Source organism: Rhizobacter fulvus (assembly GCF_964020785.1).
Window position 1 is genome coordinate 1,836,105 of record NZ_OZ224516.1, and the last position, 25,321, is coordinate 1,861,425.

The 25,321-nt window shown below is 69.7% G+C and carries 27 protein-coding genes; 16 read left to right on the forward strand and 11 right to left on the reverse strand.

The features are described 5' to 3' along the window. Positions 1-10 precede the first annotated feature (10 nt). Complete coding sequence (locus ACWH49_RS08770) at positions 11-1,231, forward strand: class I SAM-dependent methyltransferase (RefSeq protein ID WP_448171112.1); 1,221 nt, start codon at positions 11-13, stop codon at positions 1,229-1,231. A gap of 3 nt (positions 1,232-1,234) precedes the next feature. Here ACWH49_RS08770 and ACWH49_RS08775 read toward each other — a convergent pair whose 3' ends face one another. Both ACWH49_RS08775 and corA read right to left on the reverse strand, forming a co-directional pair. Beyond that, positions 1,235-1,939, reverse strand: a complete 705-nt coding sequence (locus tag ACWH49_RS08775; protein ID WP_448171113.1) for an HAD family hydrolase — start codon at positions 1,937-1,939, stop codon at positions 1,235-1,237. Next, the gene (gene corA / locus ACWH49_RS08780) at positions 1,939-2,913 is read right to left on the reverse strand and encodes a magnesium/cobalt transporter CorA (RefSeq protein WP_056466388.1); all 975 of its coding nucleotides are present in this window, start codon (positions 2,911-2,913) and stop codon (positions 1,939-1,941) included. The genes ACWH49_RS08775 and corA overlap by 1 nt, the downstream gene beginning before the upstream one ends. Before the next feature lie 293 nt (positions 2,914-3,206). On the opposite strand from corA, the gene hpf reads away from it, so the two are divergent. From hpf to hprK, 3 genes are all read left to right on the forward strand, one after another. Next, the gene (gene hpf / locus ACWH49_RS08785; RefSeq protein ID WP_056466391.1) at positions 3,207-3,548 is read left to right on the forward strand and encodes a ribosome hibernation-promoting factor, HPF/YfiA family; all 342 of its coding nucleotides are present in this window, start codon (positions 3,207-3,209) and stop codon (positions 3,546-3,548) included. A 237-nt stretch (positions 3,549-3,785) separates the two neighbouring features. Beyond that, positions 3,786-4,256 (forward strand): PTS sugar transporter subunit IIA, encoded by a 471-nt coding sequence (locus tag ACWH49_RS08790; RefSeq protein WP_448171114.1) that lies wholly within the window; start codon positions 3,786-3,788, stop codon positions 4,254-4,256. Between the two features lie 104 nt (positions 4,257-4,360). After that, on the forward strand, positions 4,361-5,311 hold the full coding sequence (gene hprK, locus ACWH49_RS08795; protein WP_448171115.1) for an HPr(Ser) kinase/phosphatase: 951 nt from the start codon (positions 4,361-4,363) through the stop codon (positions 5,309-5,311). A gap of 6 nt (positions 5,312-5,317) precedes the next feature. On the opposite strand, the gene fur is transcribed toward hprK, so the two are convergent. After that, positions 5,318-5,749 (reverse strand): ferric iron uptake transcriptional regulator, encoded by a 432-nt coding sequence (gene fur / locus ACWH49_RS08800; RefSeq protein ID WP_056466400.1) that lies wholly within the window; start codon positions 5,747-5,749, stop codon positions 5,318-5,320. Positions 5,750-5,859: 110 nt separating this feature from the next. Here fur and ACWH49_RS08805 point away from each other — a divergent pair, with 110 nt between their 5' ends. From ACWH49_RS08805 to ACWH49_RS08825, 5 genes are read left to right on the forward strand one after another with little or no spacing between them, the layout of a single operon-like run. Beyond that, complete coding sequence (locus ACWH49_RS08805; RefSeq protein WP_448171116.1) at positions 5,860-6,411, forward strand: outer membrane protein assembly factor BamE; 552 nt, start codon at positions 5,860-5,862, stop codon at positions 6,409-6,411. After that, entirely contained in the window at positions 6,408-7,226 is an 819-nt protein-coding gene (gene dapB, locus ACWH49_RS08810) for a 4-hydroxy-tetrahydrodipicolinate reductase (RefSeq protein ID WP_448171117.1), read from the forward strand. Before ACWH49_RS08805 ends, dapB begins: the two co-directional genes overlap by 4 nt. A gap of 3 nt (positions 7,227-7,229) precedes the next feature. Beyond that, positions 7,230-7,880, forward strand: a complete 651-nt coding sequence (locus tag ACWH49_RS08815) for a MotA/TolQ/ExbB proton channel family protein (RefSeq protein WP_448171118.1) — start codon at positions 7,230-7,232, stop codon at positions 7,878-7,880. Next, positions 7,880-8,305, forward strand: coding sequence for an ExbD/TolR family protein (locus ACWH49_RS08820; protein WP_448171119.1), 426 nt, complete (start codon positions 7,880-7,882; stop codon positions 8,303-8,305). Before ACWH49_RS08815 ends, ACWH49_RS08820 begins: the two co-directional genes overlap by 1 nt. 19 nt (positions 8,306-8,324) lie before the next feature. Beyond that, complete coding sequence (locus ACWH49_RS08825; RefSeq protein ID WP_448171120.1) at positions 8,325-9,389, forward strand: histone deacetylase family protein; 1,065 nt, start codon at positions 8,325-8,327, stop codon at positions 9,387-9,389. Between the two features lie 3 nt (positions 9,390-9,392). On the opposite strand, the gene ACWH49_RS08830 is transcribed toward ACWH49_RS08825, so the two are convergent. After that, complete coding sequence (locus ACWH49_RS08830) at positions 9,393-10,361, reverse strand: threo-3-hydroxy-L-aspartate ammonia-lyase (protein WP_448171121.1); 969 nt, start codon at positions 10,359-10,361, stop codon at positions 9,393-9,395. A 108-nt stretch (positions 10,362-10,469) separates the two neighbouring features. On the opposite strand from ACWH49_RS08830, the gene ACWH49_RS08835 reads away from it, so the two are divergent. Then, positions 10,470-11,912 carry an aminotransferase-like domain-containing protein gene (locus tag ACWH49_RS08835; protein ID WP_448171122.1) on the forward strand — a complete coding sequence of 481 codons (1,443 nt, stop codon included), beginning with the start codon at positions 10,470-10,472 and terminating at the stop codon, positions 11,910-11,912. A 3-nt stretch (positions 11,913-11,915) separates the two neighbouring features. Here the strand turns inward: ACWH49_RS08835 and ACWH49_RS08840 are convergent, their stop codons facing one another. Both ACWH49_RS08840 and ACWH49_RS08845 read right to left on the reverse strand, forming a co-directional pair. Next, positions 11,916-12,485, reverse strand: coding sequence for a DUF1415 domain-containing protein (locus tag ACWH49_RS08840; protein WP_448171123.1), 570 nt, complete (start codon positions 12,483-12,485; stop codon positions 11,916-11,918). A gap of 32 nt (positions 12,486-12,517) precedes the next feature. Beyond that, positions 12,518-13,366 carry a DNA ligase gene (locus ACWH49_RS08845; protein WP_448171124.1) on the reverse strand — a complete coding sequence of 283 codons (849 nt, stop codon included), beginning with the start codon at positions 13,364-13,366 and terminating at the stop codon, positions 12,518-12,520. 183 nt (positions 13,367-13,549) lie between these two features. Here ACWH49_RS08845 and leuS point away from each other — a divergent pair, with 183 nt between their 5' ends. From leuS to holA, 3 genes are read left to right on the forward strand one after another with little or no spacing between them, the layout of a single operon-like run. Next, positions 13,550-16,213, forward strand: a complete 2,664-nt coding sequence (gene leuS / locus ACWH49_RS08850; RefSeq protein WP_448171125.1) for a leucine--tRNA ligase — start codon at positions 13,550-13,552, stop codon at positions 16,211-16,213. Between the two features lie 5 nt (positions 16,214-16,218). Continuing rightward, positions 16,219-16,719 (forward strand): LPS-assembly lipoprotein LptE, encoded by a 501-nt coding sequence (locus ACWH49_RS08855; RefSeq protein WP_448171126.1) that lies wholly within the window; start codon positions 16,219-16,221, stop codon positions 16,717-16,719. Next, positions 16,719-17,816 (forward strand): DNA polymerase III subunit delta, encoded by a 1,098-nt coding sequence (gene holA / locus ACWH49_RS08860; protein ID WP_448171127.1) that lies wholly within the window; start codon positions 16,719-16,721, stop codon positions 17,814-17,816. The genes ACWH49_RS08855 and holA overlap by 1 nt, the downstream gene beginning before the upstream one ends. Positions 17,817-17,818: 2 nt before the next feature. Here the strand turns inward: holA and ACWH49_RS08865 are convergent, their stop codons facing one another. Genes ACWH49_RS08865 through thiL form a run of 4 tightly spaced genes read right to left on the reverse strand, consistent with a single transcriptional unit; the run spans position 17,819 to position 20,722 of the window. Beyond that, complete coding sequence (locus tag ACWH49_RS08865) at positions 17,819-18,718, reverse strand: 2-hydroxyacid dehydrogenase (RefSeq protein ID WP_448171128.1); 900 nt, start codon at positions 18,716-18,718, stop codon at positions 17,819-17,821. Positions 18,719-18,723: 5 nt separating this feature from the next. Next, positions 18,724-19,215: a CinA family protein gene (locus ACWH49_RS08870; RefSeq protein ID WP_448171129.1), complete on the reverse strand. Its 492-nt coding sequence runs from the start codon at positions 19,213-19,215 to the stop codon at positions 18,724-18,726. After that, on the reverse strand, positions 19,212-19,766 hold the full coding sequence (locus tag ACWH49_RS08875) for a phosphatidylglycerophosphatase A family protein (RefSeq protein ID WP_448171130.1): 555 nt from the start codon (positions 19,764-19,766) through the stop codon (positions 19,212-19,214). The genes ACWH49_RS08870 and ACWH49_RS08875 overlap by 4 nt, the downstream gene beginning before the upstream one ends. Continuing rightward, positions 19,763-20,722, reverse strand: a complete 960-nt coding sequence (gene thiL, locus ACWH49_RS08880; protein WP_448171131.1) for a thiamine-phosphate kinase — start codon at positions 20,720-20,722, stop codon at positions 19,763-19,765. Before thiL ends, ACWH49_RS08875 begins: the two co-directional genes overlap by 4 nt. A gap of 186 nt (positions 20,723-20,908) precedes the next feature. On the opposite strand from thiL, the gene ACWH49_RS08885 reads away from it, so the two are divergent. The 3 genes from ACWH49_RS08885 (at position 20,909) to ACWH49_RS08895 (ending at position 24,301) form a co-directional block, all read left to right on the forward strand. Then, positions 20,909-23,206, forward strand: a complete 2,298-nt coding sequence (locus ACWH49_RS08885) for an NADP-dependent malic enzyme (RefSeq protein WP_448171132.1) — start codon at positions 20,909-20,911, stop codon at positions 23,204-23,206. Positions 23,207-23,527: 321 nt separating this feature from the next. Then, positions 23,528-23,860 carry a ribonuclease domain-containing protein gene (locus ACWH49_RS08890; protein ID WP_448174330.1) on the forward strand — a complete coding sequence of 111 codons (333 nt, stop codon included), beginning with the start codon at positions 23,528-23,530 and terminating at the stop codon, positions 23,858-23,860. A 45-nt stretch (positions 23,861-23,905) separates the two neighbouring features. After that, positions 23,906-24,301 (forward strand): barstar family protein, encoded by a 396-nt coding sequence (locus ACWH49_RS08895; protein ID WP_082549086.1) that lies wholly within the window; start codon positions 23,906-23,908, stop codon positions 24,299-24,301. Between the two features lie 253 nt (positions 24,302-24,554). Here the strand turns inward: ACWH49_RS08895 and rsmA are convergent, their stop codons facing one another. Then, positions 24,555-25,319, reverse strand: coding sequence for a 16S rRNA (adenine(1518)-N(6)/adenine(1519)-N(6))-dimethyltransferase RsmA (gene rsmA / locus ACWH49_RS08900; protein ID WP_448171133.1), 765 nt, complete (start codon positions 25,317-25,319; stop codon positions 24,555-24,557). Between the last annotated feature and the right edge of the window lie 2 nt (positions 25,320-25,321).

Below are 25,321 nucleotides of genomic sequence, written 5' to 3' on the forward strand. Positions count from 1 at the left end.
CACATCGACGATGGACACCAGCCGCACCCTGCTCCCGCCTCACCTGGTCGACTCGGCCCCGGCCGCCGCACGCGCGGTGTTCCGGTTGCTGCGCGATCTCCAGCACGGCACGTTGACCGTGCAGGTCCCCGACGGCAGCACGCTCAGCTTCGGGACCAGCACCGACGCCGGACTGCGCGCCGCGATCCGGCTGCGCAACTGGTCGCCCTGCGCCGCAGCGCTCAAGTCGGGCGACATCGGCTTCGCCGAGAGCTTCATCGCCGGCGACTGGACCACGCCGGACCTGACCGCGCTGCTGACGCTGTTCATCGCCAACCGCGACGAGGTCGAGGCCGTGATCTACGGCAGCTGGTGGGGCTCGCTGCTTTACCGCGCCAAGCACCTGTTCAACCGCAACTCGCGCCGCGGCAGCGCCAAGAACATCCACGCCCACTACGACCTCGGCAACGCGTTCTATCGCCTGTGGCTGGACCCGACGATGAACTACAGCAGCGCCTGGTTCGAGGGCGACCGCAGCGGCGACCTGGTGCACGCGCAGCACGCCAAGGTGCGGCGCGCGCTGCGCGAATGCGGCGTGCAGCCGGGCGACCGCGTGCTCGAGATCGGCTGCGGCTGGGGCGCGCTGGCCGAGGCGGCGGCGCGCGAGTTCGGTGCCACGGTCACCGGGGTCACGCTGTCACGCGAACAACTGTCGTGGGGCCAGCAGCGCCTGGCCGACGCCGGCCTGCCGGGCGACCTGCGCTACCAGGACTACCGCGACATCACCGACGGCCCGTTCGACGCCATCGCATCGATCGAGATGTTCGAGGCGGTCGGGCGCGAGTACTGGCCCAGCTTCTTCGCGACCCTGAAGGCCCAGCTCAAGCCCGGCGGCAAGGCCTGCATCCAGAGCATCACGATCCGCGACGACCTGTTCGAGCGCTACGTGAAGTCGACCGACTTCATCCAGCAGTACATCTTCCCCGGCGGCCTGTTGCCGAGCCCGTCGGCGTTCCGCGCCGCCGCGGCCGCGGCCGGCTTGCGCGTGGACAACGAACTGGACTTCGGGCTCGACTACGCCGAGACGCTGAAGCGCTGGCGCGCCAGCTTCCTCGCGGCCGACGGGCCGGTGCGCCGGCTCGGCTTCGACACCCGCTTCATGCGGATCTGGGAGTTCTACCTCGGCTACTGCGAGGCCGCCTTCGCGACCCGCAACACGAGCGTCATGCAGTTCACGCTCGTGCGCGACTGAGACTCAATCGTCCAGCCAGGCGACGAGTTCGTTCAGGTCGCGCACCACGCAGCTCGCCTGCGCGGTGCCGGCCGGCATCGTCGGGTCGCCTTCGCGGCGCACCCATGCGCTGTGCAGCCCGGCGCCGTGCGCGCCGACCACGTCGAGCGCCCAGTCGTCGCCGATGTGCAGCACCTCGTGCGGCTGCACCTCGAGCCGCCGGCAGGCCTCGTGGAAGATCCGCGGATCGGGCTTGCCGATGCCGAACTCGCGCGCCGAGACCGTCGTCGTGAAGTGCGCGGCCAGGCCGATGCCGTGCAGGTCGGCATTCCCGTTCGTGACGGCCGCGATCGGCCAGCGGGCGGCGAGCGCCTGCAGCGCCGGCAACGCGTCGGCGAACAGCTCGACGCGGTTGCGGGCCGCGAAGAACACCGCGAACGCGCCGTCGGCATGCGCGGGGTCGTCTCCACTGAGCGTCAGCGCGCGCACCAGGCTGGCGTGGCGCATGCGCATGAAGTCGTGGCCCCACGCGGGGTTCTCGGCGGCGATCGCCTCGCGCAGGCCGCGCAGCGCGGCGATGTCGAAGCGCTGCGCCGTTGCGCTGGCGTGTTGCGCGAGCCAGCCATGCAATTCGTGCTCGGCGCGCTCGATCGCGGGCCAGATCGGCCAGAGCGTGTCGTCGAGGTCGAGCGTCAGCGCGCGGATGCTGGCGGCGCGGCGACCGGCCATCAGCGCATCCAGCCCTTGCGGCGGAAGTAGATCAGCGGCGCCGCGACCGACATCACCATCAGCCCGAGCGCGTACGGGTAGCCGAGCGACCAGTCGAGCTCCGGCATGGCCTTGAAGTTCATGCCGTAGATGCTCGCGATCAGCGTCGGCGGCAGCAGCGCGACGCTGGCGACCGAGAAGATCTTGATGATCTTGTTCTGGTTGATGTTGATGAAACCGACGGTGGCGTTCATCAGGAAGTTGATCTTGTCGAACAGGAAGGTGCTGTGGCTGTCGAGCGAGTCGATGTCGCGCATGATCTGGCGCGCCTCCTCGAACTGCTCGGCATTCAGCATGCGGCTGCGCATCATGAAGCTGACGGCGCGGCGCGTGTCCATCACGTTGCGGCGGATGCGGCCGTTCAGGTCTTCCTCGCGCGCGATCGCGTTCAGCACCTCGCCGGCGGCCTGGTCGTCGAGCTGCTGCTTGAGCACGCTGGAGCTGACCTTCTCCAGGCTGTCGTAGATGCCTTCGAGCGCGTCGGCGCTGTACTCGGCGTCGGCGTCGTAGAGCTTGAGCAGCACGTCCTTGGCGTCCTCGATCAGCGCGGGGATGCGGCGCGCGCGCAGGCGCAGCAGCCGGAACACCGGCAGTTCTTCACCGTGGATCGAAAACAGGATCTTGTTGAACAGGATGAACGCGACCCGCACGTTGCGCGGCGTCTCGTCGTCATCGATCAGGAAGTCGGAGCGGATGTGCAGCTCGCCGTTGTCTTCCTCGTAGAAGCGGGCCGATTCCTCGAGGTCGTCGTCGACCGCGTCGGCCGGGATCGTCAGCCCGAAGTGCTGCGTGATCCAGCCCTTCTCTTCCTCGGTCGGCGCGTCCAGGTCGACCCAGACGGGACGCACCTGCGTCAGCGCCTCGGCGAGCGCATCCAGGCTTTCGATCTCTTGCTGGGCGAGCCGGCCGTTGGCCAGCGTGAAGACATTGAGCATGGGGGCTCCGGCGCGTCGGGCGGGCGGGCAAGCGCTGGAGCGGACGGCTCACCGGCAGTGAGCGAGGAGTCCAGGCCAATCTCCGGGCGGTAGCCTCGGATTATCGCACCCGTCAGGACACAAATTCTTGCCGCTCCGGGCCTTGAAAAGCGGACCTTTTCGGCATCCCCGGTATGCGCTTGTCAGCGGCGCTGAACCTGTGCACACTGGGTTCGACGGCTTCCCTGCGCCGTTCCCGCCTGACGATTCCATTCCCCTTCCCCGCTCCCTCCCACCCCGCGAAAGGAACCCCCATGAACCTGACGATCAGCGGTCACCACCTTGATGTCACCCCGGCTTTGCGAGAGTATGTGCTCACCAAGCTGGACCGGGTCACGCGCCACTTCGACCAGGTCGTCGACATCAACGTGCTGCTGTCGGTGGAGAAACTGAAGGAGAAGGAACGCCGCCAGAAGGCCGAAGTCACCCTCCATGTGAAGGGCAAGGACATTTTCGTCGAGCAGTCCAGCGAGGATCTTTACGCAGCGATCGACCAGCTCATGGACAAGCTGGATCGTCAGGTGTGCCGCCACAAGGACAAGGTCCAGGATCATCACCATGCGGCGCCGAAGCGGATCGACGCAACGCCGGTCTGAACAGCCTCCGAACCAACCGAACCGGGCGGCCTGCGGGCCGCCTTTTTTTGCGGGCGCGGCGATTTCCTGCACGCAAGTGCGTGATCGTCCGTTGCTGCGGCGCAGCAGGGCATGCAAAATCGTGCATGGGCGTCATGTCGATCCTGCACGCGTGTGCGGCAGGCGCTCCATAATTCGAGACCCGTTACCCCTGCGGTCGCGTGTCGATCGGAGTCGAACCTTAGGCCAGTGCCAACGATGAATCGCCTCGCTGCCATCCTTCCTGCCAGCAACGTGCTGGTGGATGTCGACGCCACCAGCAAGAAGCGCGCTTTCGAGCATGCCGGCCTGGTGTTCGAGAACCAGCACGCCATCGCGCGCGCCACGGTCACCGACAACCTGTTCGCCCGCGAGCGGCTCGGCTCGACCGGCCTGGGCCACGGGGTGGCGATCCCGCACGGGCGCATCAAGGGCCTGAAGAACCCCCTCGCCGCGGTGCTGCGCGTGCAGCAGCCGATTCCGTTCGATGCACCCGACGACCAGCCGGTCGGGCTGCTGATCTTCCTGCTCGTGCCCGAGGCCGCCACGCAGCGCCATCTCGAGATCCTGTCCGAGATCGCCGAGATGCTCTCCGACCGCGAACTGCGCGAACGCCTGAAGACCGAGGCCGACGCGGCCACCGTGCACGAGTTGATCGCGAACTGGGAACCGTTGAAGTCGGTCGCCTGACAAATGCGCTTCTCCGTCGGTGACGCGCGGGCCGAGCGCCGGGCCGCCCCAGGCCGGCCCGCACCCCCCCGGGGGGTGGCCCGGTATTCCGGGCCGGGGGCTCCATGAAACCCACGGTCATCAGCGCGGAAGCGCTGTTCGAGGAACACCGCGAGATCCTGCACTGGGAGTGGATCGCCGGGCACGCCCACCCGGAGCGCCGGTTCGACGAGGCCGCGGTGCGCAACGCGCAGTCGGCCGCCGACCTGGTCGGCTACCTGAACTACATCCATCCGTATCGCGTCCAGATCGTCGGCCGGCGCGAGGTGGCCTACCTGAACACCAGCTCGCCGGACGTGGCAGAGCGCCGGATCTCGCGCATCGTGACGCTCGAGCCGCCGGTGCTGATCGTCGCCGACGGCGACACCGCCCCCGACAAGCTCGTCGCGATGTGCGACCGCGCCGACATCCCGCTGTTCGCGACCGGCGAATCCGCCGGTCACGTGATCGACGTGGTCCGCGCCTACCTGGGCCAGCATTTCGCCGAGCGCACGACGCGCCATGGCGTGTTCATGGACATCCTCGGCGTCGGTGTGCTGATCACCGGCGAATCGGGCCTGGGCAAGAGCGAACTGGGGCTGGAGCTGATTTCGCGCGGCCACGGCCTGGTCGCCGATGACGCGGTCGACCTGTACCGCGTCTCGCAGACCGGACTCGAGGGCCGCTGCCCCGACCTGCTGCTGAACCTGCTCGAGGTGCGCGGCATCGGCCTCCTGGACATCAAGGCGATCTTCGGCGAGACCGCGGTGCGCCGGAAGATGCGGCTCAAGCTGATCGTCCACCTGGTGCGCAAGGAGACGATGGATCGCGAGTTCGAGCGCCTGCCCTACGAGCCGCTGAACGAGGACATCCTCGACGTGCCGGTGCGCAAGACCGTGATCGCGGTCGACGCCGGGCGCAACCTCGCGGTGCTGGTCGAGGCCGCGGTGCGCAACACGATTCTGCAGCTGCGCGGGATCGACACCTACAAAGAGTTCATCGAGCGCCACGCGAAAGCCATGCTCAAACCCGAATAGGTTTGATCACGACTTGGTCTTGTGGGGACACGCCTTCTTCGTGCAGGTGGCGTACAGCGCGAGTGCGTGCTCCTGCAATTCGAACCCGCGCGCCTGCGCGACGGCACGCTGGCGCTTCTCGATCTCGGCGTCGAAGAACTCCTCGACCCGGCCACAGTCCATGCAGACCAGGTGGTCGTGGTGCTTGCCTTCGTTGAGCTCGAACACCGCCTTGCCGGTCTCGAAATGGTTGCGCGACAGGATGCCCGCCTGCTCGAACTGCATCAGCACCCGGTAGACGGTTGCCAGCCCCACGTCGGCGCCCTCGGCGAGCAGCATCTTGAAGACATCCTCGGCGCTCATGTGGCGCTGCGAGGTCTTCTGGAACATCTCCAGCACCTTGATGCGCGGCAGCGTGGCCTTCAGGCCGCTGTTCTTCAGTTCGTCGGCGTGCGTCATGGCGAGGGTGGCGGTCATCGAGCGGCGCGGTCCGGGCCGGGAAGCCAGCCGCTAGAATGAACCGATCATATCGAGGTTGGCCGCCGTCCACGGCGCGCCGGGTTGCCACCATGTCCCTGTCATCGCCTTTTGTTCGACCCAGCCTCGCGATCGCCGTGGCGGCGGCGTTGAGCGGTTGTCAATACCTGCCGTCGCTTCCCACCTCGACCGATCGGTTCCTGGGCGTCGTCACGCCGTACAAGGTGGAGGTCGTCCAGGGCAACGTGATCACGAGCGAGCAGGCCGCCGTCGTCAAGCCCGGCATGAACCGCGCCCAGGTGCGCGACGTGCTGGGCTCGCCGCTGCTGACCGACGCGTTCCATGTCGACCGCTGGGACTACGTCTTCACGATCCGCCGCCAGGGCGCCGAGCCGCAGGCGCGTCGCGTGGTCGTGCTGTTCGAAGGGGACGCGCTGAAGAGCATCGACACGGGCGGCGACTTGCCGACCGAGCGCGAATTCGTCGCGTCGATCGACACCTTCAAGACGTCGCGCAATGCGCCCCCGCTGGAACTGACGCCCGAGCAGCTGAAGGCGCTGCCCGCGCCGGCGCGTCCGGCCCTGGTGGAAGCCGAGCCGATCGGCCCGGTCCGCACCTACCCGCCGCTCGAACCGACGCCATGACGGGCGCGGTCGTGCCGATGCGCGTGGCGGTGGCGGGCGCCTCGGGCCGCATGGGCCACATGCTGATCGAGGCGATCAGCGCCGCACCGGACCTGATCTTGAGCGGCGCGCTCGACGTGGCGGGCAGCCCGGCGCTCGGCCAGGACGCCACCGCCTTCCTCGGTCGCCAAGGCGGCCCGACGATCACCGCCGACCTGCGTGCCGGCCTGGGCGACGCGCAGGTTCTCATCGACTTCACGCGCCCGGAAGGCACGCTCGCCCACCTCGCGGTCTGCCGCGAGCTGGGCGTGAAGGCAGTGATCGGCACGACCGGCTTCGACGACGCGCAGAAGGCGCAGATCGCCGAGCACGCGCGCCACTTCGCGGTGATGATGGCGCCGAACATGAACGTCGGCGTCAACGTGATGATGAAGCTGCTCGACCAGGCCGCCCGCTTGCTGAACGTCGGCTACGACATCGAGATCATCGAGGCCCACCACCGCCACAAGGTCGACGCACCCAGCGGCACGGCGCTGAAGATGGGCGAGGTGATCGCCGCCGCGCTGGGCCGCGACCTCAAGGACTGCGCCGTCTACGCGCGCGAAGGCGTCACCGGCGAACGCGATCCATCGTCGATCGGTTTCGCGACCGTGCGCGGCGGCGACATCGTCGGCGACCACACCGTGCTGTTTGCCGGCACCGGCGAGCGCATCGAGATCACCCACCGCTCGAACAGCCGCGCCGGCTACGCGCAGGGCAGCCTGCGCGCGGCGCGCTTTCTCGCCGACCGCGACAGCGGCCTGTTCGGCATGGACGACGTGCTCGGCCTGCGCTGAACGATGGGCGGCCTGGCGGTCTTCTGGAACCAGGGCGACGCGGTCACGCGCGGCGTCGCCGCACTGCTGCTGATCATGTCGATCAGCGCCTGGATCGTGATCTTCTGGAAGGCCTGGCTGTTGCGCCGCGTGCGGGGCGACATCGACCGCGCCGTGCCCGCGTTCTGGGCCGCGCCGACTTTGGACGCCGGGCGCGACGCGCTGCTCGCCTTCGACCGCGAGCGCGCGCTGCTGCCGCTGCTGGGCGCTGCCACCGCTGCCGCGCCGGACGGCACGCTCGAGGCGAAGGGCCACAGCGATTCGCAACTCACCCGCCGCCTGCGCGATGCGCTGCACCGCGTGCTCGACCAACTCCAGTTCGGTCAGGTGCTGCTCGCCTCGATCGGCAGCACCGCGCCGTTCATCGGCCTGTTCGGCACGGTCTGGGGCATTTACCACGCGCTGGTCGGCATCTCGGCCGCGGGCTCTATGTCTATCGAACGCGTGTCCGGGCCGGTCGGCGAGGCGCTGGTGATGACGGCCGCGGGCCTGGCCGTCGCGATCCCGGCCGTGCTGGCCTACAACATCTTCGGCAAGATGGTCGCGGGCAGCGAGGCCGAGCTCGAAGGCTTCGCGCATGATTTGCGCGAGATGATGACGAACACGACGGCGTGATGGCCTTCGGTCGCCTCGAACGCAGCAGCCGGGCGTCGCCGATGAGCGACATCAACATGACGCCGCTGATCGACGTGATGCTCGTGCTGCTCGTGATCTTCATGATCACCGCGCCGCTGATGAGCTCGAGCCTCAAGCTCGACCTCCCGAAGGCCGAAGGCGCGCAGCCGAACGACGCGCCGCAGTTCATCAGCGTCGCGCTCGATCCGCAGGGGCGGCTGTACTTCGGCGAAGACGCCATGGAGCCCGCGGCGTTCGCGGCTCGCGTCGCCGAGGCCGCGAGGCGCAACCCACGCACCGAAGTGCAGCTGCGCGCCGACCAGGGCGTGCCGTACGGCCGCGTGGCCGAGGTGATCGGCCTGGTGCAGAAGGCCGGGCTCAGCCGGATCGGGTTCGTCACCGAGACCGCGCCGGCCAAGCCCTGACCGTCGATCGGGGGCCGCGATGCTGACGATCCACAACCCGCTTCATCATCTTCATCAAGGCCGCGAGGAGATGTACCGCGGCCGGCTCGTGCCTTGCCACGAGACCGCGCAGCGGCTCGATCACGTGCTCGCCGAACTGCAGCGGCGGGGTGCCGGTCCGTTGCAGACACCGGCGTTGAACGATGACGAACTCGACGCCGCGCTTTCGCGCACTCACGCGCCGCGCTACCTGCACTTCCTCGAGCGCGCGTGGAACGACTGGGTGGCGCTCGACCCGAGCAATGCCGAGCGCGACGCGCTGCCTTCGGTGTGGCCGGCGCCCGGCATGCGCTTCGATGTGCTGCCCGACAACTTCGCCGCCCGCCTGGGCCTGTTCTCGTTCGACGCCGGGACGCCGCTGACGGCCGGCAGCTGGGCCGCCGCACGCACGGGCGCGGCCTGCGCGATCGCCGCGGCACGCGTCGTCGGGAGCGGCGCCGCGCGCAGCGCGTTTGCGCTGTCGCGTCCACCGGGCCACCACGCCGGGGCGGACTTCTTCGGAGGCTACTGTTTCCTCAATAACGCCGCGCTCGCCGCCCAGGCGTTGCGTGACGCCGGCGCCGCGCGCGTGGCCGTGCTGGACGTCGACTACCACCACGGCAACGGCACGCAGGCGATCTTCTACGACCGCGCCGACGTGACGACCGTCTCGATACATGGCGACCCGCGCACCGAATACCCGTTCTTCCTCGGCCATGCCGACGAGCGCGGCGTCGGGGCCGGCGAAGGCTTCAACCTGAACCTGCCGCTGCCGCGCGGCACCGGCTTCGCGCGCTGGCGCGAGGCGCTTCACGCCGGGCTCGACACGATCGCACGTGCGGGCGCCCAGGCGCTGATCGTCTCACTCGGCGTCGACACCTTCGAGGGCGACCCGATCTCCGGCTTCCTGCTGCGCAGCGACGACTACCTGCGGGTCGGCCGCGACATCGCGGCCGCGAACCTGCCCACCGTGTTCGTGTTCGAGGGCGGCTACGCGGTCGCCGAGGTCGGCATCAACACCGTCAACGTGCTCGACGGATTCGACGCCGCGGCCCGCGGCGGGTGAGGGTCAGTCGACCTTCTCGGCGCCGGACAAGAGCGCGACGAACCGGTCAAGCCCCACGTTCCCGCCCGACAGCGTGATGCCGACGCGCCGGCCGCGGAAGCGCTCGGCGTTCACCATCAGGGCCGCCAGCGCACAGGCGCCGGATGGCTCGAGCACGACCTTCATGCGCTCGAACGCGAAGCGCATCGCGTCGACGACGGCCGGATCGCTGGCGGTCAGCACGTCGGTCACGTGGGTGCGGATCACCTCGAAGGGATGCGCGCCGACCGCCTGCGTCTGCTGGCCGTCGCAGATCGTGCGCGGCACCTCGATGCTGACGATCCGCCCGGCGCGCAGCGACTGCTGCATGTCGTTGCCGCGTTCGGGTTCGGCGCCGAACATCTCGATCGCCGGCAACAGATGCTTCGCGGCGACCGCACAGCCCGACAGGAAACCGCCACCGCCCGCGCAGACCACCAGAGCGTCGAGCGTGCCCACGTCCTCGATCAGCTCCAGCGCCGCGGTGCCCTGCCCTGCCATCACCGGCAGGTAGTCGAACGGCGGAATCAGCGTCGCGCCGCGCTCCTCGACGAGCCGCTTCGCGATCGCCGCCCGGTCCTCCTTGTACCGGTCGTAGATCACCACCTCGGCGCCGTAGCCACGCGTTGCCGCGAGCTTGAGCGCCGGCGCGTCGTGCGGCATCACGATGGTCGCGTGGCAGCCGTGCAGGCGGGCCGCGAGCGCGACGGCCTGCGCGTGGTTGCCGGACGAGAACGCGACCACGCCGTGGGCGCGCTGCGCATCGCTCAGCGCATTCACCGCGTTGTAGCCGCCGCGGAACTTGAACGCGCCCATGCGCTGCAGGTTCTCGGCCTTCATGAAGACCTGCACACCGAGCAGCGCGTCGAGCGTGCGCGAGGTCAACACCGGCGTGCGGTGGGCGACGCCCTTGAGGCGGGCGGCGGCGAGTTCGATGTCGTTGAATTGCAGCATGCCGCCAGAATACGCGGCACGCAGCGGCGGCGACAGGCACAGACCGCTTCGCGGCGGCGTCGATCTGTACTGCCCAGCCCGCGCGCAGCACGGCATCATCCACCTCTGATGGATTCGCCCGCCACGACCCCGCTTTACGCCCGCATCGCCCGCCACTACCGCGGCGCGATCCGCAGCGGCGCGCTCGCGCCAGGCGACGCGATGCCCTCGGTGCGGGCGCTGACGCGGCTGCACCGCGTCAGCCTGTCGACCGCGCTGCAGGCCTGCCGCAGCCTCGAGGCCGAGGGCCTGCTCGAGGCGCGGCCGCGCTCCGGCTACTTCGTGCTGCGACGCCGGCGCGCCGCGATCCTGCCGCTCGACGAGCCGGACCTGCGGCACGCGCCCGACGCGGCCCAGTACGTCGGGATCCATGACCGCGTGTCGCGCTATGTCGCGATGAGCGAGCGCCATCCGGTACGGGTCGACTTCGCCGCCACCTACGCGTCGCCCGAGGCCTATCCGGGTGCCGACCTGCAGCGCGCCGCGATGCGCGCGTTGCGCCGCGACCCGGGCCTGCTGGTGCGTCCCATCGCGCCGAACGGGGAGGCCGGGTTGCGCGCGGCGCTGGCCCGCCGCGCGCTCGACGCCGGCATGCAGCTCGCGCCCGAGCAGATCGTCGTGACCCACGGCTGCATCGAGGCGCTCAACGTCGCGCTGCGCGCCGTCGCGCAGCCCGGTGACACGGTCGCGGTCGAGTCACCCACGTACTACGGGCTGCTGCAGGTGCTCGAAAGCCTGGGCTTGCGCGCGCTCGAGATCCCGACCAGCCCGAGCACCGGCCTCTCGGTCGACGCGCTCGAACGCGCCTTGCGCGAACCGGCCGGCATCAAGGCCGTGGTCGTCGTGCCGAACCTGCAGAACCCGCTGAGCTGCACGATGCCGGACGCCGCCAAGGAACGCCTGGTGGCGCTGTGCGAGCAGCATGCGTTGCCGCTGATCGAGGACGACACCTACAGCGCCTTCCACGCCGACGACGTGCCGCTGCCGGCGCTGAAGAGCTTCGACCGCAGCGGCCATGTGATCCACTGCGCATCGCTGCGCAAGACGATCGCGCCGGGCATGCGGCTGGGCTGGATGACCGGCGGCCGCTGGCAGGCGCGGATCGAGATGCTGAAGTACGCGCAGAGCCGCGCCAACGAGGCGCTGTCGCAGATCGCGATGGCCGAGTTCATCGCGTCGAGCGCGCACGATCGGCACCTGACGCGCCTGCGCCGGGCGCTGCAGCACCAGCGCGAACAGATGGCCGACGCGATCGCCGCGCACTTTCCCGCCGGCACGCGGCTGAGCGTGCCGGCGGGCAGCATGCTGCTGTGGGTCGAGTTGCCCGGGCAGCGCTCGGCGGACGCGGTGTTCGAGACTACGCTCGCACAAGGCATCCGCATCGCCCCGGGCACGCTGTTCTCGAACTCGCGGCGCTTCGATCACTTCATCCGCATCAGCTGCGGCACGCCCTTCACGCGCGAAACCGACGCTGGCCTGCGGCAGCTCGCCGCGATCGTCGCGGCGGGTTGAACGTCAGCGCTGCGCGTCGGCGCGGCACTGCGCCTGCAGTTGCGCCCAGCCGTCGGCGCCGAGCGCCTCCAGCGTCGCGATATTCGCCTCGTAGATGGCCTCGGGCGCCGGCATGGCGGCGACGGCGCGCTCGATGCTCGCCTCGCGCAGCAGGTGCAGCGTCGGATGGGGCGAGCGGTTGGTGGCGTTGCCGATGTCGTCCGCGGGGGCGTCCGCGAACCGGTAGTCGGGGTGGAAGCTGGCGACCTGCAGCACGCCGTCCAGTCCCAGGTCGTCGAGCGCGGCATCGGCCGCGTCGAGAAAATCGTTGAAGTCGGCGAAATCGCGCAGCACGTTCGGGTGGATCAGCAGCGTCGTCTCGACGACGGCCGGGTCGGCCGCTGCCAGTTCCCGCATCTGCGCGATCAGCACGTCGAGCAGCGTGCGCGGATCGTCGGTCTCGCAGACGACGAAACGGACCTGCTCCTTCACCAGCGGCGCTTTCGCGAACGGGCAGAGGTTCAGGCCGACGACGGCGCGCCGGACCCAGGCGCGGGTTTCGGCGATCACGCGGTCGGCGGCGGACAAGTTCATCGGTCGTAGTGTGGACGATGCGGCGCCGCGCGTCAGGGCGCGGCGTGCAGCCGCCAATAGGTGGCGAAGCGCGGCAGCCCGCGGCCGGTGAGCTCGCGGTAGCGGTACGTGACGACGCTGCCGATCGGCGGCGGATCGCGGCGCAACGCATCGGTCAGCCCGCTGCCGAGCAGGAAACGCCGGCCCTCGGGCGTGCGCATGGCGAGCGCGCCGAGCTGGCCCGCGTACTTGCCGCGCCCGGCGTGGTGGCCGACGACCGTCGCTTCGGCGTCGAGGCTGGGCTTGAGCTTCACGAGGGCGTCGCTGCGGCCGGTGACATAGGGCGCGTCCGCGCGATGCAGCGCCAGCCCTTCTCCGCCCTGCGCGAGCACGTCGGCCAGGCGCCGTTGCAGCGCCGCGTGGTCGCCGACGAACGACTGCTCGACCGCGACGAGGCGCGGCGAGCCGCTGCGCTGCACCAGCGCCCGGATCGCGCGCGCCCGCTCGGCGAAATCGCCGCGCGCGCCGGGGCACTCGAACACCAGGTAGCGCACGCCGCGCCAGGCATCCGCCGCGGGACGCTCGCGGCGCACGATGCCCGAGAGCTCCTCGAAGCGCCCGCGGCCCAGCCAGAGTTCGCCGTCCAGCGGCGTGCTCGGCCAGCCCGCGGTGAACGCCGGCGGCGGGGCGAGCCGGCGGCCGGTGCGCGAGCGCAGCGTCGTGCCGTCCCACACGCCGCGCACGCCGTCGTACTTTTCGCTGACGAGGTAGGCGGCAGGGTCGAGCGCGTCGCTCCAGACGCCGAGCAGCGGCAGCGCCGGTGCAGCGAGTGCGCCACGCGGGGCCGCCAGCCCGGCGGACAGGAGGGAGAAGAGCAGTTGGCGGCGTGACAGGAGGGACATGGTGCGGGGCTCCGGGTTGGTCGAGCGCATCGTCCCGCGCAGTGGCCGCCACGGCCATCCGCCATCGGAGCGGTCTGCGGGCGCCCCCGCAGGGGTGAGTTCACCCGGCCCCGCCCGGGCCGCGCCACACCCCCGTTCCTATAATCGTCCTCAATCGTTTCAGGCGCCCGGTGGCGCAACTTCATGACTCCCGACTTCAAACCCGACGAGATCGAGCGTTCCGCACAGGCGGCGTGGACCGCCGCCGATGCGTACCGCGTCGTCGAGGATCCGAAACGCCCGAAGTTCTACGCCTGCTCGATGCTGCCCTATCCCAGCGGCAAGCTGCACATGGGCCACGTGCGCAACTACACGATCAACGACATGCTCACGCGCCAGCTGCGCATGAAAGGCATGAACGTGCTGATGCCGATGGGCTGGGACGCCTTCGGCCTGCCGGCCGAGAACGCGGCGATCGCCAACAACGTGCCGCCTGCGGCCTGGACGCGCAGCAACATCGCCGAGATGAAGGCGCAGTTCGCGCCGCTCGGCCTCGCGTTCGACTGGACCCGCGAGATCGCGACCTGCGACCCAGGGTACTACAAGTGGAACCAGTGGTTCTTCCTGAAGATGCTCGAGAAGGGCATCGCTTACCGCAAGACGCAAGTCGTCAACTGGGACCCGGTCGACCAGACCGTGCTGGCGAACGAGCAGGTCGAGAACGGCCGCGGCTGGCGCAGCGGCGCGATTGTCGAGAAGCGCGAGATCCCCGGCTACTACCTCGCGATCACGCAGTACGCCGACGAGCTGCTGGCCAACGTGGCCGACCCCGCTGCGCCCGGCTACCTGCACGGCTGGCCCGAGCGCGTGCGGCTGATGCAGGAGCACTGGATCGGCAAGAGCGAGGGCGTGCGCTTCGCGTTCACGCACAAGATCGCGGGCCCTGACGGCCACCTGATCGGCGACGGCCGGATGTGGGTCTTCACGACCCGCGCCGACACGATCATGGGCGTGACCTTCTGCGCCGTCGCGCCCGAGCACCCGCTGGCGCTGCACGCCGCCGCGGGCAACCCGGCCATCGCCGCGTTCATCGAGGCGTGCAAGGCCGGCGGCACGACCGAAGCCGAACTGGCCACCCAGGAGAAGAAGGGCATCGCGACCGGCCTGGTCGTCGAGCACCCGCTGACGCACGAGTCGATCCCGGTGTGGATCGGCAACTACGTGCTGATGGGCTACGGCGACGGCGCCGTGATGGGCGTACCGGCGCACGACGAGCGCGACTTCGCGTTCGCGAAGAAGTACGGCATCGACATCCTGCAGGTGATCCACGTCGATGGCGAGCCGCACTTCACCTACGACCACTGGCAGGAGTGGTACGGCCTGAAGGACACCAGCGGCGAACGCGCCGTGACGATCAACTCCGACATCTACAGCGGCCTGCCCTACCAGGTCGCGATCGACACGGTGGCGAGCGCGCTGCACCACAAGGGCCTGGGCGGCAAGAAGACGACCTGGCGCCTGCGCGACTGGGGCATCAGCCGCCAGCGCTACTGGGGCACGCCGATCCCGATCATCCATTGCGCCAAGTGCGGCGTGGTGCCCGTGCCCGAGAAGGACCTGCCGGTCGTGCTGCCCGAGGACCTGATCCCCGACGGCTCCGGCAACCCGCTGAACAAGAGCGAGAAGTTCCTGAACGTCGATTGCCCGACCTGCGGCCAGCCGTCGCGGCGCGAGACCGACACGATGGACACCTTCGTCGACTCGGCCTGGTACTTCATGCGCTACACCTGCCCGGACAGCCATGACGCGATGGTCGACGCGCGCAACGCCTACTGGACGCCGATGGACCAGTACATCGGCGGCATCGAGCACGCGGTGCTGCACCTGCTGTACGCGCGCTTCTGGACCAAGGCGATGCGCGACCTCGGGCTGGTCGACCATGGCGAGCCGTTCACCAAGCTGTTCACCCAGGGCATGCTGCTGAACGAGTCGTTCTACCGCGAGGAAGGCAGCGACGGCAAGCGCGTCTGGTTCTACCCGAGCGAGGTGACGGTCCAGGTCGACGAGAAGGGTCACCCGACCGGCGCGACCTTGAACGCCGATGGCCGGCAGGTGCAGCTCGGCGGCATCGAGAAGATGTCGAAGTCGAAGAACAACGTGGTCGAGCCGCGCGACATCATCGCGAAATTCGGCGCCGACACCGCGCGTCTGTTCACGATGTTCGCCGGCCCGCCGGACCAGAGCGCGGCCTGGTCCGACTCGGGCGCGGAAGGCTCGTACCGCTACCTGCGCCGGCTGTGGAACTTCGGCGTCCGGCATGCCGACGCGGTCCGCGCGGCCGGCAGCGATTTCACCGGCCTGAGCGACGCCGCCAAGGAACTGCGCCGCGAGGTCCACCTGCTGCTGCGCCAGATCAGCCACGACTACGACCGGCTGCAGTACAACACCGTCGCCTCGGGTGCGATGAAGCTGCTCAACGCGCTCGAAGGCGCCAAGCTCGCCCACACACCCGCCGACGCCGCCGCGCTGCGCGAGGGCCTGAGCGTGCTGCTGCGGGTGCTGTATCCGGCGACGCCGCACATCACCTACGCGTTGTGGGGCGAGCTCGGCTTCAAGGCCGCGCTGGGCGACCTGCTCGACACGCCCTGGCCGAGCGTCGACGACGCGGCGCTGCAGCAGAGCGAAATCGAGCTGATGCTGCAGGTCAACGGCAAGCTGCGCGGATCGATCCGCGTCGCGGCCGATGCCGGCAAGCACACGATCGAGCACGCGGCGACGCACAGCCCGGACTTCATCAAGTTCGCGGAAGGCAAGCGCGCGAAGAAGGTGATCATCGTGCCCGGTCGCCTCGTGAACATCGTCGTCTGAGCGCGATGCCGACGAATCCCCTCCGCCGCCACCTGTTGCTCGCGGCGCTGCTGCCGCTGGCGGGTTGCGGCTTCGAGTTGCGGCGCGCGCCGGAGCTGAAGTTCCGCACCATCCAGCTCGCGAACTTCCCGCGCCGCTCGCCGCTGGCCGACGAACTGCGGATGAACATCAACGCGAGCACGACCACGCTGGTCGTCGAGGGCATCGCGCAGGCGCAGGTCGTGCTCGAGGCGATCGAGGACGTGCGCGAGAAGGTCGTCGTCGCCAGCGGCGCGGTCGGGCAGGTCACGGAGTTCCAGCTGCGCGAGCGCTTCCGATTCCGCCTGCGCAGCGTCAACGGGCGCGAGCTGATCCCCGAGACCGAGATTCTTCAGAACCGCGACCTCAGCTACACCGAGAGCGCCGCGCTCGCGAAAGAGCAGGAAGAGAACTTCCTGTACCGCGCGATGCAGACCGACATCGTGTCGCAGGTGATGCGGCGCCTCGCCTCCGTCCAGACCTTCTGATGCAGATCCGCGCCGATCAACTGACCGCGCACCTGCAAAAGGGGCTGCGCCCGATCTACACCGTGTGGGGCGACGAACCGCTGCTGGCGCAGGAAGCCGGCGACGCGATCCGCGCCGCGGCACGCGCGAGCGGTTGCAGCGAGCGCCAGGTGCACACCGTCGCCGGCGCGCACTTCGACTGGAGCGGGCTGCTCGGCGCGTCGATGGCGATGAGCCTGTTCTCGGAGCGCCAGCTGATCGAGATCCGCATCCCGTCCGGCAAACCGGGCAAGGAGGGCTCGGAGGCCTTGCAGCGTTACTGCGATTCGCTCGGCGACGACGTGGTCACGCTGGTGCAACTGCCCAAGCTCGACCGCACCCAGCAGGGCAGCGCGTGGTTCACGGCGCTGGACGGCGCCGGCGTCACCGTGCGGGTCGACCCGATCGACCGCAAGGCGCTGCCGCAGTGGATCGCCCAGCGGCTCGCGCAGCAGGGCCAGCGCGTGGTCGGCGGCGAGGACGGGCAGCGCACGCTCGCGTTCTTCGCCGACCGGATCGAGGGCAACCTGCTCGCCGCACACCAGGAGATCCAGAAACTCGGGCTGCTCTACCCGGCTGGCGAACTCGGCTTCGAGCAGATCGAATCGGCGGTGCTGAACGTGGCGCGCTACGACGTGTTCAAGCTCGGTGAAGCGGTGCTGGCCGGCCAGGTCGCCCGCGCGCTGCGCATGCTGGATGGCCTGCACGCCGAGGGCGAGGCCGCGGTGCTGGTGCACTGGACGCTGACCGAGGACATCCGCGCCCTCAAGCGCGTGAAGGACGCGGTGGCCGCCGGCAAGCCGCTGCCGATGGCGCTGCGCGAAGGCCGCGTCTGGGGCGCGAAGGAGCGCCTGTTCGAACGCGTCGTGCCGATGCTGACCGATCACACGGTCGCGCACCTGCTCGACGCGGCGCAGATCTGCGACGGCCTGGTCAAGGGCCTCAAGCACCCCGACTGGCCGCAGGACCCGTGGGACGGCCTGCGCCGCCTGGTCCTGATGTTGCTGCAGCACACCTCGGCGGCGTCCGCCGGCGCGCGCGGGCGGGTCGTGGTGCAGCGGCTCGCGCTGCAGGCCTGATCTCAGTAGCCGCGGGTGCGGTCGACGACGTGCTGCAGCGGCTCGCCGCGGCGCAGCGTGGCGACATTGCGCGCGGCGATCAGCGCGGCGCTGCGCGGATCGGTCGGTGCCGCGACATGCGGCAGCACCGTGATCGACCGATGCGACCAGAACGGGTGGCCGGCGGGCAGCGGCTCGGTCGCGAACACGTCGAGCACCGCGTGGCGCAGGTGGCCGCTGGCGAGTGCGGCGAGCAGGTCGCCCTCGACGACGTGCGCGCCGCGCGCGAGGTTCACGAAGCTCGCGCCTCGCCGCATCTGCGCGAAGGTCCGCGCATCGAACAGCCCACGCGTCGCGGGCGTCAGCGGCAGCAGGTTGACGACCGCGTCGGCCTGCGCGAGCACCGCCTCGAGCGGCCCGGCGTCGCGGCTCCAGACATCGACCGGGTGCCCCTGCTCGGTCAGCCGCCGCGCCGCCGCGCGCCCCATCTGGCCCGTGCCGAGCACCGCGACCGCGAACTCGTCGGCACGCCGCAGCCCATGTTGCCGCCACACGCCGGCACGCTGCTGCGCCGCGTAGTCGAAGAAGCCGCGCTGCAGGCTCGCGACCGCCCACAGCGCGGTCTGCGCCATCGTCTCGTTCATCGCCGGGTCGACCATCCGGGCGAGCGGCACGTCGGCCGGCACGCTGGCGTCGTCGAGCAGGCGGTCGACGCCGGCCCACAGCGACTGGATCAGCCGCAGGTTCGGCAGCCCGCGCAGGCTGCCGACCGGCGGGTTGGCGACGAGCGCGACGTCGATCTGGTCGGGCGACACGCCGTGCAGATCGCGCAGCAGGCGCTCGCCCGGCAGTGCCGCCTCGAGCAGCGGCCACCACGCCGCCCAGTCGGCAGCGTCGAACCCGGCCGCGACGAGGATCGCCATCGCCGTCAGCCAGCGCCGTTCGCGCGCTCGATCAGCCGTTGCAACGCGTGGCGCACCGTTTCCGCGCGAATCGCCGCGCGGTCGCCGTGGAGTTGCAGCAGCTCGGCACGCGTGGCCTCGCCCGCGCGGGCGGTGGCCAGCCAGACCGTGCCGACCGGTTTGGTGAGCGTGCCGCCGGTCGGCCCGGCGATGCCGGTGACCGCGACGGCCAGCTGCGCCGCCGAATGCGCGAGCGCGCCCTCCGCCATTGCCAGCGCCACCTCGCGGCTGACCGCGCCGTGCGCGGCGACGAGCGCGGCATCGACGCCGATCGCCTCGGCCTTGGCCTCGTTCGAGTAGGTCACGAAGCCGCGCTCGAACCAGTCGCTCGAGCCGGCGACTGCGGTGCAGGCGGCGGCGATCATCCCTCCGGTGCACGACTCGGCGGTCACGAGTTTGAGCCCGCGCCCACGCAAGGCGTCGGCGAGCGCGAGCACGAGTGGTTCGACGTCACTCATACGAACCTCCACAGCGCGATCAGGAACAGCGCACACAGCGCGGCGACGAAGTCGTCGAGCAGGATGCCGAAGCCCTGCGCCCAGCCGATCGGCATGCCGCGCTTCAGCTTGAACAGCTTGTCGGCCCAGGCCACCGGGCCCGGCTTGGCCGCGTCGAACGCGCGGAACAGCAGGAAGGCGACCGCCTGCGCCCACAGACCGGCCGGCATCACCAGCCACAAGACGAGCCAGAACGCGAGCACCTCGTCCCAGACGATCGCACCCGGGTCGGCGACCGCGAGATGGCGCGCCGTCACCGTGCAGGCCCACCAGCCGACCAGGCTGCCGACGCCGATCAGCAGCGCCCAGCGCAGATCGGTCATGTGCGGCTGCAGGACCAGGAACGCGACCCACGCCCACAACGTGCCAACCGTGCCCGGCGCGACCGGCGACAGCCCGCTGCCAAAGCCGAGCGCGATCGCATGCGCCGGGTGCGCGAGCAGGAAGCGCCAGGTCGGCTTGCGCGCCGCGATGGGGAGCGGCGGATTGAGCGAAGGCGTCGGATCGCTCATGCCTTGAAGTGGTCGAAGGAGCCGAACGTGTTCGGCACGATGGCGCCGGCCTCGTCGAGCAGGCGCAGGCCGCCCTCGGCGACGACGCGGCCGATGCGCGTGACGCGGACCTGCGCGGCTTGCGCCGCCGCGTCGACCTGCGCGGCGCGTGCCGGCGCTGCGGTGAACACCAGCTCGTAGTCGTCGCCACCCGCCAGCGTGCAGGTGCGCTGCAGCGCCAACGGCAGCGCGCGCAGCGCGGAGCTGCGTGGCAGCGCATCGACATTCACTTCGGCACCGAGCGCCGAGCGCCGCAGCACATGCGCCAGATCGCCGAGCATCCCGTCGGAGACATCGATCGCACTCGTCGCCATCCCACGCAGCGCGAGACCCAGCGCCACCCGTGGCTGCGGCCGCTCCATCGCGACGCGCACCCGCTCGAACGCATCGCCCGCGAGCGCGACCGTGCCGCGGAACGCCTCGAGCGCGAGCCGCGCATCGCCCAGCGTGCCGCTGACGTACAGGTCGTCGCCCGCCTGCGCGCCGGAGCGCAGCAGCGCCTGGCCTTGCGGCACTTCGCCGAACACCGTGATGCACAGGTTCAGCGGGCCTTGCGTGGTGTCGCCGCCGATCAGCTCGCAGCCGTGCGCGTCGGCCAGCGCGAGCAGGCCGCGTGCGAAGCCTTCGAGGAAGCGCTCGTCGACGCGCGGCATCGCCAGCGCGAGCGTGAACGCGAGCGGCTTCGCGCCGCACGCCGCCAGATCGCTCAGGTTCACTGCCAGCGCCTTGTGACCCAGGCGTTCGGGGTCGACGGTCGGCAGGAAATGGCGGCCTTCGACCAGCATGTCGCTCGACACCGCGAGCTGCATGCCCGGCGAGGTCGCGAACAGCGCACAGTCGTCGCCGACGCCGAGCGCCGCGCGCGTGACGGTGCGGGTGAAGTACTTCGCGATCAGGTCGAACTCGCCGAGGGACATCGCGATGGGTCGGTGGGTGGAAGGGAGGCCGGCATGCGGCGCGAACCTGCGCACATGCGGCATCGGCATTATCCGCGTGGCCCGCCGCGGCGCCGCGCGGCGCGCCCGACTTCTACAATCATCGGCCCGCGGGCGTGCGTGCTTGGCATGCGCTGCGGCTCCGACAACCATCACCGAGACAACCGCATGTCCACCAACGCCGAACAGAAGGCCGCTGAACTTCGCCGCGACGCGCTCGACTATCACCAGTTTCCGACGCCCGGCAAGGTGGCCATCCATGCGACCAAGCAGATGGTGAACCAGCGTGACCTGGCCCTGGCGTATTCGCCCGGCGTCGCGTTCGCGTGCGAGGAGATCGTGGCCGACCCGGCCGCGGCGTTCAAGTACACCTCGCGCGGCAACCTGGTCGCGGTGATCACCAACGGCACCGCGGTGCTCGGCCTGGGCAACATCGGCCCGCTCGCGAGCAAGCCGGTGATGGAAGGCAAGGGCGTGCTGTTCAAGAAGTTCGCCGGCATCGACGTGTTCGACATCGAGATCGCCGAGAACGACCTCGACAAGCTGGTCGACCACATCGCCGCGCTGGAGCCGACCTTCGGCGGCATCAACCTCGAGGACATCAAGGCGCCCGATTGCTTCTATGTCGAGCGACAGCTGCGTGCGCGCATGAAGATCCCGGTCTTCCACGACGACCAGCACGGCACCGCGATCGTCGTCGGCGCCGGGCTGTTGAACGCGCTGAAGGTCGCCGGCAAGCGCATCGACCAGGTCAAGCTCGTGACCTCGGGCGCCGGCGCCGCGGCGCTCGCCTGCCTGGGCCTGTTGATGAAGCTCGGGCTGCCGCGCGAGAACATCTGGGTCACCGACCTGGCCGGCGTGGTCTACGAGGGCCGCACCGAACTGATGGACGAGGACAAGGTCCAGTTCGCGCAGAAGACCGATGCGCGCTCGCTGGCCGACGTGATCAAGGGCGCGGACATCTTCCTCGGTTTGTCCGCCGGCGGCGTGCTGAAGAAGCAGATGGTCGCGACGATGGCGCCGAACCCGATGATCTTCGCGCTCGCGAACCCGACGCCCGAGATCCTGCCCGAAGAGGTGCAGGAGGTGCGCAGCGACGCGCTGATCGCCACCGGCCGCAGCGACTACCCGAACCAGGTCAACAACGTCCTGTGCTTCCCGTACATCTTCCGCGGCGCGCTCGATTGCGGGGCGACCACGATCACGATCGAGATGGAGATCGCGGCGGTCCACGCGATCGCGGAGCTCGCGCAGGCCGAGCAGAACGAGGTGGTCGCGGCGGCCTACGCGGGCGCGTCGCTGAGCTTCGGGCCCGAGAACCTGATTCCGAAGCCGTTCGACCCGCGGCTGATGATGAAGATCGCGCCGGCTGTGGCGAAGGCCGCGGCCGACTCGGGCGTCGCCGCGCGCCCGATCGAGGACATGGACGCCTACCGCGAGAAGCTGCAGACCTTCGTCTACGCCTCGGGCACGACGATGAAGCCGATCTTCACGATGGCCAAGCGCGCGGCGCACAAGCGCGTGGCCTATGCCGAAGGCGAAGAGGAACGCGTGCTGCGCGCGGTGCAGGTCGTCGTCGACGAGAACCTGGCGCGGCCCACGCTGATCGGCCGCCCCGAGGTGATCGCCCAGCGCATCGAGAAGTTCGGCCTGCGCCTGACCGCCGGCACCGACTACGACCTCGTCAACACCGAGAACGACCACCGCTTCCGCGACTACTGGCAGACCTACCACCGCATGACCGAGCGCAAGGGCGTGACCGCGCAGCTCGCCAAGATCGAAATGCGCCGGCGCCTGACGCTGATCGGCGCGATGCTGCTCAAGACCGGCGAGGTCGACGGCATGCTGTGCGGCACCTGGGGCACAACCGCGCTGCACCTGCACTACATCGACCAGGTGATCGGCAAGCGCGAGGGCTCCAAGACCTACGCCTGCATGAACGGCCTGGTGCTGCCGGGCCGGCAGGTGATGCTGGTCGACACCCACGTCAACTACGACCCGACCGCCGAGCAGTTGGCCGAGATCACCGTGATGGCGGCCGAGGAAATGATGCGCTTCGGCCTGCAGCCGAAGGCGGCACTGCTCTCGCACAGCAACTACGGCTCGAGCAACCAGCCGTCGGCCGTGAAGATGCGCGAGACGCTGGCGTTGCTGCAGCAGCAGGCGCCCTGGCTGGAGGTCGACGGCGAGATGCACGGCGACACCGCGCTGGACGGCGCGTACCGCAAGACCATCATGCCGAACAGCGCGCTGACCGGCGAAGCCAACCTGCTGGTGCTGCCGAACATCGACGCTGCCAACATCAGCTACAACCTGCTGAAGACCGCGGCCGGCGGCGGCATTGCGATCGGTCCGGTGCTGCTCGGGGCGGCCCAGCCGGTGCACATCCTGACGCCGTCGGCGACGGTGCGCCGAATCATCAACATGACCGCGCTCACCGTCGCGGACGCCAACGCCGCGCGCTGAGCCGAAAAACACCCTTCGGCCAATGACCGGGAAAACCCGAAGGGTTTGTCAGCACGCCCTTTCGGGGCGAGCGTCCAGTTGACGGGGGGTGAATTTCGCCCCGCATAACGGCCGGAAATAGCCGAAAAGCAGAGTGAGCGCCCACAAAGCCGGGTCCGCGATTGCCCCATTTTGAGGCAGGCGCTTGAGGTTTCCGGCCCGATTCGGTAACATCGCGGCTTCTGAATTCAGGGATTTCCCGTGTTTCTCTCCGGTCGGCCACCGTGGTGGCAAGCCCTGCACAAGACGGGGCTGTTGGTCACACTGGCAGGCGCGGTCCTGATGGCCGGTTCGGTTCAGGCCAGGGGCTCACGGCCGGAGACGGTGTCTGCGGTGGCGTTGGCGAGTTTGCCGGCCGAGGCGCAGGCGACCCACCGGTTGATCCACGCTGGGGGGCCCTTTCCGCATCGCAAGGACGGCGCAGTGTTCGCTAACCGTGAGCGGGCGCTGCCGGGCAAGCCACGCGGCTACTACCACGAGTACACGGTCGAGACCCCGGGGGCGCGGGACCGCGGCGCGCGGCGCATCGTCTGCGGCGGCGTGCCGGCGACACGCCCCGACGCCTGTTTCTACACCGCCGACCACTACACGTCGTTCCGACGCATCGTGCAGTGACCGGCCGCAACGTTTTTGTTTTTTGACACGAGGAGGAACGTGACCATGCTGTTGCAGACAGTCCGTCCGAACATTGTTCAATCGATCCGCGCGTTTCGCGTCGAAGATCTGATGCAGGCGGCGCAAGGCGCCGAGCAGCATTTCCTCTATGCGAACCTGACCGCGGCCCAGTCCAAGCAGGACGTCCTCGAAGGCATCGCCCAGGCCTTCATGTTTCCGGCGCACTTCGGCAAGAACCTGGACGCGCTCTACGACTGCATGACCGACCTGGTTCACAAGTCCGGCGCGCAGCCCGGCTTCGTGGTGGTGCTGGAGCAGTTGCCGGACAACCCGCGCTTCGACCGCGAGGCGCGCGAGCAGCTGCTCGACGTGTTCCGCGACGCGGCGGACTTCTGGGCGGAGCGAAAAATACCGTTCAGGTGCTTCTATTCTTTTCAGTAGCCCGCTCACAAGACCTCGCGTCTTGGGAGCGGGCTACCGAAGTGACCCCCGCCGTGGCAGACAAGCCCGCCAAGCCGGCCGCCAAGAGCGCCGCCAACAGCACCTTCGGCATGAACATGCCGATGATGAGCAGCGCGTTCGATACCGCGATGTGGCTGAACGCGGCGTGAGCCGCGTCGCCGGACAGGCGGCACAGGCCGCATCCGGCGTCTGAAATCGCTGCCCCGCCCGGCTCACGCCGCGCGGGGCTTTGCTATTGCGCCGCCAGCGCGGCAGCGAGCGCGAGGTACTCCGCCACCGGCACCTCCTCGGCCCGCCGCTGCAGGGCGAAGTCGCCGGCATACCCACGCTCGTCGAGCCAGCGGCCGAGCGTGTTGCGCAACACCTTGCGACGCTGCGAGAACGCGACCCGCACCAGTTCCTCGAGCAGCGCCGCGTCGACCGGCGCGGCGGGCCGCAGCGGGCGCATCCGCACGATCGCCGAATCGACCCGCGGCGGCGGGTCGAACGACTCGGGCGGCACGTCCAGCACCGATTCGATCGCGTAGCGCCACTGCAGCATCACGCTCAGGCGCCCGTAGTCCTTGCCGCCCGGCTCGGCGGCCATCCGGTCCACGACTTCCTTCTGCAGCATGAAGTGCTGATCGACCACGCGGTCGGCCGCGCCGAGCAGGTGGAACAGGATCGGCGTCGAGATGTTGTACGGCAGGTTGCCGACCACGCGCAGCGCCTGGCCGTGCTGCTCGGCCAGCGCGGCGAAGTCGACCTGCAGCACGTCGGACTCGATCACCGTGAGCTCGGGGCGGCGGCGCAGGCGCGCGGCCAGGTCGCGGTCCAGTTCGATGACCGTCAGCGTCTTGCAGCGCGCGACCAGCGGATCGGTCATCGCGCCCAGGCCTGGCCCGATCTCGACCAGGACCTCGCCGGGCTGCGGATCGATCACGTCGACGATCGCGTCGATGATCGCGCCATCGGTCAGAAAATGCTGCCCGAAGCGCTTCCGCGCGATGTGTTTCAAGT